The sequence below is a fragment of the Mycobacterium sp. genome (assembly GCF_032162605.1).
GTDB lineage: Bacteria > Actinomycetota > Actinomycetes > Mycobacteriales > Mycobacteriaceae > Mycobacterium.
On record NZ_JAVROT010000064.1, the window covers coordinates 1 to 7,429 of the forward strand.

A 7,429-nucleotide genomic window follows, 5' to 3' on the forward strand; every position below is an offset into this window, starting at 1 on the left:
GCCGCGGTCGTATCTGACCGACGCCGCGCTTGGGCTCACGGAGGCAGCACCACGGGCACTCCCTCAGGACTTCGCGGTAGCGCTGGCCTCGCACGTCGTCGACGGCGGCGTGGTCGTCAAGCTCCTGCTGATCGCGGGTCTGTGGCTCGCGGGCTGGGGTGCCGCCCGGCTCACGGCCGTCGTGATGCCCGCCTCAGGCCTGCCGGGCCAGTTCGTCGCCGCGACGCTCGCGGTGTGGAATCCCTATGTCGCAGAACGGCTTCTGCAGGGGCACTGGAGTCTGCTGGTCGGGTACGGCTGCCTGTCGTGGGTAGCTGCCGCGGTGCTGCGACTGCGCGCACAGGACGGTGACGCCTCATGGTGGCCCGTGCTGTTCTGGATCGCGCTGGCCGGCCTGACGCCGACGGGACTGATGCTCGCGACGGCGGTGGCGCTGGTGAGCTGTGCGGCGCCGGGCACGGGCCGCTCCAGACGACTGTGCGCCGCAGTGTCGCTGGGCGCTGCGGTGCTCGGTGCGCTGCCGTGGCTCGTCGCGCCCCTAGTGGCGGATTCACTCTCGTTGACCCAAGCTGGAGTGCCCCAATTCGCCGCACGGGCCGAGCCGGGCCTTGGCACGTGGGCGAGCCTTGCCGGTCTCGGGGGCATTTGGAACGGCCAGGCCGTACCGGATTCCCGGACGACGCTCTTCGCCGTCGTCGCCACCGTGGTTCTGCTCGCGGTGGTCGCGGTGGGCCTGCCGACGGCGGTGCGGTGTTCGGGGGCGGTGCCGCTGATCGCGCTCGCGGCCATCGCGCTGGTGGTGCCCGCAGCGATGGCGACGGGCCCCGGATTGGCGGCCGTCGAGGCCGTCGTTCGCGTGCTGCCCGGCCTCGGTGTTTTGCGCGACGCCCAGAAGTGGGTCGCACTGGCGGTGCCCGGTTACGCGATGGCAGGTGCGTCAGCGGTGGTCACCATGCAGCGCAGGGTCCCGAGGGGCGTCTCGGCGGCGGTGTGTTGCCTCGCGCTCGTGGCAGTCCTGCCCGACCTGGCCTGGGGGGTGGGAGGGAAGGTCACCTCGGTGCGCTACCCGCACGCGTGGACGACGGCGGCTGCGCTGATCAACGCCGACCCGCGACCGGTCGCGGTGCTGCCACCCGGCAGCATGCGGCACTACCCGTGGGCCGGGGACGCGCCCGTGCTCGAGCCGCTGCCGCGCTGGGTGTCTGCAGACGTGCTCAGCACCGGCGACCTGGTGATCGGCGGGCAGACCGTACCCGGCGAGGGTGAACGCGCCCGCGACGTGGAACGCCTGGTGCTCTCCGGTGCGGGCGCATCCGAATTGGCCAGGGCAGGCGTCGGCTGGGTCGTCGTCGAGGGCGGTGGTGCGGACGCGCCACGGCTGGCGTTGCCCATCGCCCATGCGGATGACGATCTCGTGGTGTACCGGGTCGGCGGCGATCGGCCGGCAGCACCTCACCGAAATGTCATGATCGTGGCCCACCTGGTCTGGCTTGCAGCGCTGATCGCGGGGGCCGCCGGCATGTTGGCGGGCGCGTGGAGAAGCGGTCGAGGTCCACGTCGGGGGGCAGCGGATCGAGTGTGAATCCTGCGACGCGACACGCCGGCAGATTCATATGGTTACGACAACGTCCCTGGTAGCTGGAGGTTGCCCCATCGGTGGCGAATGCGCGCACGGCGGCATCGAGTAGCCGGTCACGGTTGCGCCCGGCGTCGGCGCGCACCGGTCGGCCGATGATCTGCGACACAGATCCTCCTGTCCGAACTCGCGCTTATGGGGCGGTTTTTAAGGGGAGGTAGCTCCGGTTAGGTGTTGTTCATCACCTGCAGGTTGACGGCCGCGAGCTGCTCGACGCCCAGGGTGCGCAAGTTATCTCGATCAGTTACCTGTGGACCCTTGCAGCGTCCAGACGCCGAGATCAAGGTGGAGACATGACTACTGAACAAAGGATTGCCCTGGTGACTGGCGCGAACAAGGGGATCGGTAGGCACATCGCCCGCCAGCTGGCGCAGGCGGGTCTGCTGGTCTTCGTCGGATCACGTGATCACGCGCGCGGCCAGGACGCGTCGACGAGCTTGCGGGAGAAGGGTTGTCGGTACGGCCTCTGCCGCTGGACGTGACCGACCTGGTCTCGGTGATGGCAGCGGCCGAAGAGCTCGGTCAAGATCCGGGAAGCTTAGATGTTTTGGTCAATAATGCTGGGATTGCCAGCGGGCTGGAACCTGCCTCGCAGGTGAGCCTCGATGATATGCGCCGTACCTACGAAACCAATGTCTTTGGGGTGGTCGCCGTTACCAACGCGCTGCTCCCATTGCTGCGCAGGTCGCCTGCGGCGCGAATCGTGAACGTCTCCAGCGGTCTGGGCTCGCTGTCCTTGATGTCCGATCCGGCGTTCGAGTTCGCCGATCTCAACAACGCCGCCTACCAGTCCTCCAAGACGGCGTTGAACGCATTGACCGTGCTCTATGCGAAGGACCTGCGCTCCGCCGGGATCAAAGTGAACGCCGTCTGCCCCGGCTACCGTGCGACGGATCTCAACGGCGGACTGCCAACCCCAGGCGCCGGCGACCCCGCCGACGGAGCCAAGATCGCCGTCCAACTCGCCCTCATCGGCGCCGACGGCCCGAGTGGCGAATTTCTCAGCGACAGCGGCACAAGATACCCCTGGTAACACCCGGCTCAAGAATCCCCGGAACCAACTAACACCCGGGCCTCGAAACCCTGGCCACCCAAGCCGATTCCAACGCGGGACAAGGTACTCCGCGGGCCGCACCTCAGGTAAAGCGCAGGCACCTACAAGGTGGTCTCACCGGCGAGTCGACACGTCTCAGTTTCTTGGCGGATCCGCCACCCACCCGCCATTCCGACTGAGATTCCGCCACGGAGTCTGAGACGCTACAACGCGCATACCGAGTCTCACTTTCACAAGTAATGAGAGTCTTGAAAGTCAGTCGCGGTTGGCCGCGTCGAAGCGGCCACCGTATGACATCCTGTGCGGGTGTCCGCGGGGGTGCCGCCGTCGGGGGTTGTGACGTTTTGTTCACCGATATTGAGGGTTCGACCCGTCGGTGGGAAACCGACGCCGAGGCGATGCGAGCGGCGCACAGCATCGTGATCAACCCCAAACAACCCCGCACCGAGGAGGCCAACGGCACCGAGGCCGCGCACCCCTTCGTCGCAGGGGCCGCCTGGCTGTGATGGGCCAGCCGGCGTCGCCGAGACCCGCCCGATCGCCGACGCGCTGCAACGAGCATGATAAGTGGCGATTGCCAGTGGACCTCATCACATCCGTGCGACGAAGGAGGTAAGGAGCGATGACCCGCACGCCGGAGGAGGTATTCGCCCACCACGCCGAAGCGCTTGGAGCGGGCGATCTTGACGAGATCGTCGCCGATTATGCGGATGACGCCGTCTTCATCACATCCCGCGGAGTCTTGCGTGGCAAGGAAGGTGTCCGGGCGGGGTTCACCCAGCTGCTCAGTGATCTACCGAACGCATCCTGGGCACTGAAGACCCAGATCTTCGATGGTGATCTGCTTTTCCTGGAGTGGGCCGCTGATTCCGCGGCAACACACGCTGACGATGGCGTCGACACTTTTGTGTTTCGCGACGGCCTGATCCGCGTGCAGACGGCCCGTTACTCGGTGCGAGCCAAGGGCTGAGCGATCGCCCCCGAACGGGAGCATGTGACCGAGAGAGCCTGTCGCGTTATTCGCGGGCTGTAGCCCTATTGAGATGGGGCCAACCAGGTGCTGCGGATGGACAACGGTCCGGAGATGGTTTCTCAAGCGCTGCAACGGTTCTGCAACGAAAAATTCGGACTGACCTACATTCCGCCGGGTTGCCCGTGGGGCAACGGCTAGATCGCGTCTCAAGAGTTCGTCTCAGAAGAACCGCCGCAACATTGCCACACATCGCTCAGCGACATACGTTTCGGAATGAGTGTACTGAAGCGAACTTTGGAGCCCGTATCCGGAACTCCGACAACGTGTCCGGTCCGCTTCCCACTTCAACCGTCGTGTTGCCAAACTGCGTGCCCAGACCCGTACATCAACGACCTGGCAGAACCTACGCCGTGGGTGTCCGGTCTGGGACGTCTCGAATGTGGTCTTGAGCTCAACCAGTCAGCGCATCACTGCAGGCCGATGATGTGCAGATGGAGGTTGGAGTGCCACCCGCATTTTGCGTGCTTTCGCCCCACTGCTGCGGGACAACGCGAGGCTGATCGTCGTCGCCAGCTCACTGGGCACGCTGCACTACCTGGCGCCGGTGTTGCACAACCGATTCGACGACCTGGCATCCCTCGGCGACGTCGATGAACAGGTGGCGGCCTGGCGTGAGGCCGTCAACGACGGCAGCGCACGCGCAGGCGCGTGGCCAGGGTTCATCAACATTCCATCCAAGATCGGCCAAGTCAGTGCTGTACGCACCCTCGCCCGGCAACGATATGAGCAGGACACCGACCGAGGCATCCTCTGGCCGCAGTGTGTCCGGGGATGATGAACACGCCCACTTCTGCGGAATGGTGGGATGTCAGCGACGCCCCCACCCCCGCGCAAGCCGACCGTAGCCCTTCTCGATCTGGTGTTTCAGCCCGTCAACCCCCAATACTATGGCGAGCTCATCCGCAACGAAGAAGTCCTATCATGGAAGCCCAACGGTGCTTGAAATCGTTGCTGTAGACACGTTTCCGCTCTTAATCTGTTCACTCGGCCGGCCTAGCCTCCTAGTAGTACCGGCCCAGCCAGCCGAGTTACGAGGCGTCGAGTATGGACAATCTCTGGTATCCATGAAATAGGCTGGGCGGCGCGGCCGAATCGCGTCGTGCGTGTAGCCAAACCTGCCAACAAAGCGGTCTCGTATGCGAGCTGTTCGAGAGGGTAGAGCGCCAAGGTCTCTGCGCCGACGAACCCCAATGCGGCCGCGAGCCCGAATCCCAGGGGCCGGGGTGTTGGCCGCAACAACAATGACAGCAAACGTGCCCGCGTCGATGCGTGCCTTAACTTCCTCATTCAAAGTGCCGTAGAACTAGCTGGCCAATTCGGCAGGACCCACGGTGGGCCACCCCGCTGCTTCGGTAGCGGGTATTGATCGACAGGAGCAGTGTTCGACAACCCGGTCTCTATGAGGACCGTCGATCTCGTTCGAGCGGTCAGGGGGCGGCCGACCAGAAGCGGTACACCGCCGAGTACCGGACGGCCTGCTGCGACCCCTCCGGGCACGATCCGGCCGGTGCCACGCCACCCGTGGTCCGTAGCCGCTGAACGTATGTCACCTTGCTGAACATGCCCTCTCCCTGATTCTGGTTAGCCTTGAGCAACAGTTCCGGTATGGCGCCGCTATGGTTGACCGTCGCCACCGGTGCCGCGCCCACCTCGCTGCCATCGACCGTCGAGACCCAAACCGGGCCTTTGAAGTGCAAACCGACCGGCTTACCGCCCTCGGTCAAGGTGGCCGCGGGCTGCAAAAGCGTCCACTGGCCCTTGACACACTGATAGACCTGCACACCGGAACCGTCGAGCGACGAGGTGAGTCTGTTCCCCGCCGGTACCACAAGCGGCGGAGGCAATCCGGCGCTGCCGACGTTCACTTTCGTGACGGGTGTGGTTGGTACCTGCGACTGTCCAGCAGACGAGCATCCGAGCACCGCGAGCGCGACCGAGCCGATCGCGAGTACAAGCGTCCTACGAATCATCGTGCGATCTCCAACTACAGCAGGTGGGCGAGCATGGCGGCCGCGGCCGAGTGCGGCCGGACCCCCCGGGACTCAGCGTCAAGGTGTGCTCGGCTGAAAACCCTGGAGGTGGCTCGCAGTGACCCCAGCCGCGGACGCCGTGCCAGCCGCGGCATGCGCCATTGGAGCAGCCGCCGCCAAAGCTGCCCACAGATGGGTTCCGGCAGCCCTGCCACGAACACCGATCCGAAACTCCGGTTGATTCGCATATCTAGATAGTCCTCGCACTATCGGCCGCCCGCAACCCGATTTATCTACCCGGACAGATTATTTCGCAGGAATTACGTAAATTGCGCCGCGCTCTGGATCGAGGCGGGAAGTGGTGCCGCACACATCCGGTGAAGCCGCGCGGAACGAAGTCACCGTATGTGACGCGGTCGTTGCGGGATGGATGGATCGGCGCGGCCTCTCAAATTCTGTGTGGTGCGACGACTCTCGCAGCACGGCATCCCCCGAGAGCCGTCACGTCTACATGTGGGAGCGGCGAAGAGCTGATCATGCCGATCGGTTGCGCACGGCGGCCTCGATCTCGTCGCCGAGCTCATTGTCGATGTTCTTCCAGTACTCGACACGCGATCCAGCACCTCTTTTGACACCCCGCTGCGAAGGTGTCCGACGACGTTCGAGACCAGCCGTTGGCGGGCCGCCTCGTCCATCACCTGGCGGACCAACGTGTTCGCCTGACCCCAGTCGTCGTCGTCAGGGCGCAGCGTGTATGCCGAACCCACCATGTCACCGTCGGTGTATCAGTGCACCTCGGCGGCACGGTCCGGTCGGCCTTGGGGCCGCCGTAGGAGTTCGGCGCGTATACGGGGTCGGATGCATTGCGGATCCGCATCACACCGTCCTTGGAGTAGCTGTGCACCTCAGACTTGGGCGAATTCACCGGGATCTGCTTGTAGTTGACCCCGAGCCGAGCCCGGTGCGCGTCGGCATAAGAGAAGCCGCGTGCCAGCAGCATCTTGTCCGGACTCAGTCCGGTGCCGGGCACCTGATTGTTGGGCTCGAACGCCGCCTGCTCGGTCTCGGCGTGGTGGTCGGTGAAAATGCGGTTCAACGTCAACTTGCCAACCTCGATCAGCGGGTAGTCGTCGTGTGGCCACACCTTGGTCAAGTCGAACGGGTTGAACCGGTAGCTCTTCGCGTCCTCGAACGGCATGATCTGCATCTTCAACGTCCAACTCGGGTAATCGCCGCGCTTGATCGCTTCGTACAGATCGCGCTGGTGGTAGTCAGCGTCGATGCCGGCGAGCCGATCGGCCTCAGCCTGGGTGAGCAACTCGACGCCCTGATCGCTGATGAAATGGTATTTGACCCAAGAGATTTGGCCGTCGGCGTTGATCCAGCTGTAGGTGTGGGAACCGTAGCCGTTCACGAACCGCCAGTTCACCTGGATGCCCGATCGCCCATCAGCCACGCAACTTGATGCGCCGTCTCCGGTGACAGCGTCCAGAGGTCCCATTGCATGTCGTTGTCCCGCATGCCGGTATCCGCGCGCCGCTTCTGGGATCGGATGAAGTGCTGGAACTTCATCGCATCACGAAGGAAGAATATCGGGGTGTTGTTGCCCACGATGTCCAGGTTGCCCTCCGGCGTGTAGAACCTCAGGGAGAACCCCCGCGGTCTCGCCAAGTGTCGGGCGTGCCGCGTTCGCCGGCCACTGTGGAAACCGGATCAGCGTGTCAGTCTTGGCACCC

Annotated in this window: 5 protein-coding genes and 2 pseudogenes; 5 read left to right on the forward strand and 2 right to left on the reverse strand. The window is 64.6% G+C overall.

Annotated elements, in window-relative coordinates; genetic code table 11:
- From QOI01_RS03615 to QOI01_RS03635, 5 genes and pseudogenes are all read left to right on the forward strand, one after another.
- The coding region (locus QOI01_RS03615) for an MmpA family trehalose lipid delivery protein (RefSeq protein WP_526378677.1) at positions 1–1,582 on the forward strand (1,582 nt) is incomplete at its 5' end.
- A gap of 347 nt (positions 1,583–1,929) precedes the next feature.
- Positions 1,930–2,669, forward strand: a pseudogene (locus tag QOI01_RS03620) (SDR family oxidoreductase).
- Positions 2,670–3,034: 365 nt separating this feature from the next.
- Positions 3,035–3,196, forward strand: coding sequence for a hypothetical protein (locus tag QOI01_RS03625; protein WP_526378679.1), 162 nt, complete (start codon positions 3,035–3,037; stop codon positions 3,194–3,196).
- A gap of 116 nt (positions 3,197–3,312) precedes the next feature.
- Positions 3,313–3,660: a nuclear transport factor 2 family protein gene (locus QOI01_RS03630; protein ID WP_526378681.1), complete on the forward strand. Its 348-nt coding sequence runs from the start codon at positions 3,313–3,315 to the stop codon at positions 3,658–3,660.
- 520 nt (positions 3,661–4,180) lie between these two features.
- Positions 4,181–4,498: a hypothetical protein gene (locus tag QOI01_RS03635; RefSeq protein WP_526378683.1), complete on the forward strand. Its 318-nt coding sequence runs from the start codon at positions 4,181–4,183 to the stop codon at positions 4,496–4,498.
- A 652-nt stretch (positions 4,499–5,150) separates the two neighbouring features.
- Here QOI01_RS03635 and QOI01_RS03640 read toward each other — a convergent pair.
- Positions 5,151–5,504: a DUF3455 domain-containing protein gene (locus QOI01_RS03640; RefSeq protein WP_526378685.1), complete on the reverse strand. Its 354-nt coding sequence runs from the start codon at positions 5,502–5,504 to the stop codon at positions 5,151–5,153.
- Between the two features lie 723 nt (positions 5,505–6,227).
- A pseudogene (locus tag QOI01_RS03645) lies at positions 6,228–7,429 on the reverse strand (catalase); the annotation flags it as partial.

Excerpts from the sequence above, each read along its gene's own strand:
- QOI01_RS03630 (WP_526378681.1), top strand. The coding sequence starts at position 3,313 with ATGACCCGCACGCCGGAGGAGGTATTCGCCCACCACGCCGAAGCGCTT.